Source organism: Intrasporangium chromatireducens Q5-1, from assembly GCF_000576575.1.
GTDB classification, from domain to species: domain Bacteria; phylum Actinomycetota; class Actinomycetes; order Actinomycetales; family Dermatophilaceae; genus Intrasporangium_A; species Intrasporangium_A chromatireducens.
Window position 1 is genome coordinate 1 of record NZ_AWQS01000487.1, and the last position, 1,181, is coordinate 1,181.

The window sequence follows — 1,181 nt, forward strand, 5'->3', positions numbered from 1 at the left end:
CGGGCGGCCGACCTCGGGCTGGCGCCCGCGGACGTGAGGCGCGTCGTCGAGCGCGTGGCCGCCGGCTGCCCCGTGCTCGGGGTGCGCTACCGGTCCGACTGGTCGACGGGGACCCGGTTCGAGACGCTGCGCCGCCTGCTCGGTGACGGGTTCATCGCCGTCAAGCTGGAGGGGCGTGGGCACGCGACGCTGACCGCCGAGCGGCACCCGGCAGCGGTGACCGCGGTGCGCGACTTTCTCACCGCCCGCCTGCTGGGGTGAACGGCCGGCCATATCCGGTCGAATCGGTACGTAGCCGACGAATCACATTGGTGTGCAACGAAGTCCGGCATCATTGAGGTGGCTCTGAACCTTCTCTGAGGATGCTCTCAGGAATACGCTGCGGTGATCCGCGGACAACGGGGTCCGCGGGTGCGCAACGTCCTCCAACCGTTAGGACAGCACCATGAGGAGACGAGTTCTTGCTCTCCCGGCTGGTCTGCTGGCGCTCACCGTGACGCTCGCGACCGGGGGGATGACGGCGACGGCCGTCGGACAGGGACCGGGCGGTGACCCGGCTGCGACCACGCACCAGGACAACCGGGAGCACCCGCTCGGCAAGCGGCAAGCCGATCTGCGGACCCAGGGCCTGCAGGCCAAGCTGACCGGCAAGGTCGCCAAGGACGCCAAGGTCGCCAAGGTGGCCAAGGGCCAGTACGTCGAGCTCCAGCGCGAGGGGGAGGACTCGATCTGGACCGTTCTCGCCGAGTTCGGCACGGCGGTCAACCCCACCTATGGCGGCGCCCCGGGGCCAGTGCGCAACCAGATCCCGGCACCGGACCGCACCGTCGACAACACGACGATCTGGACGCCCGACTTCACGCCCGCCTACTACCAGAACATGCTCTTCTCCGAGGCGCCGGGAGCCGTCTCGATGCGCAACTTCTACCTCGAGCAGTCCTCGAACCGCTACACCGTCAACGGTGCGGTGACCGACTGGGTCAAGGTGCCCTACAACGAGGCGAACTACGGGGCGGACTACTGCGGCGACATCGTGTGCGCGCGCACCTGGTTGTTCGTTCAGGACTCGGTCAATGCCTGGTACAACGCACAGGTCGCCGCTGGGAAGACGAATGCGCAGATCGAGCAGTCCCTCGCGAAGTTCGACGTCTGGGACCGCTACGACTACGACAAGGACGGCA

At 67.8% G+C, this 1,181-nt stretch carries 1 protein-coding gene and 1 pseudogene; both read left to right on the forward strand.

Translation table 11 applies throughout. The features are described 5' to 3' along the window. Positions 1 to 261: pseudogene (locus tag N864_RS25300) on the forward strand (dienelactone hydrolase family protein); the annotation flags it as partial. Between the two features lie 184 nt (positions 262 to 445). After that, the coding region (locus N864_RS22405) for an immune inhibitor A domain-containing protein (protein ID WP_205621042.1) at positions 446 to 1,181 on the forward strand (736 nt) is incomplete at its 3' end.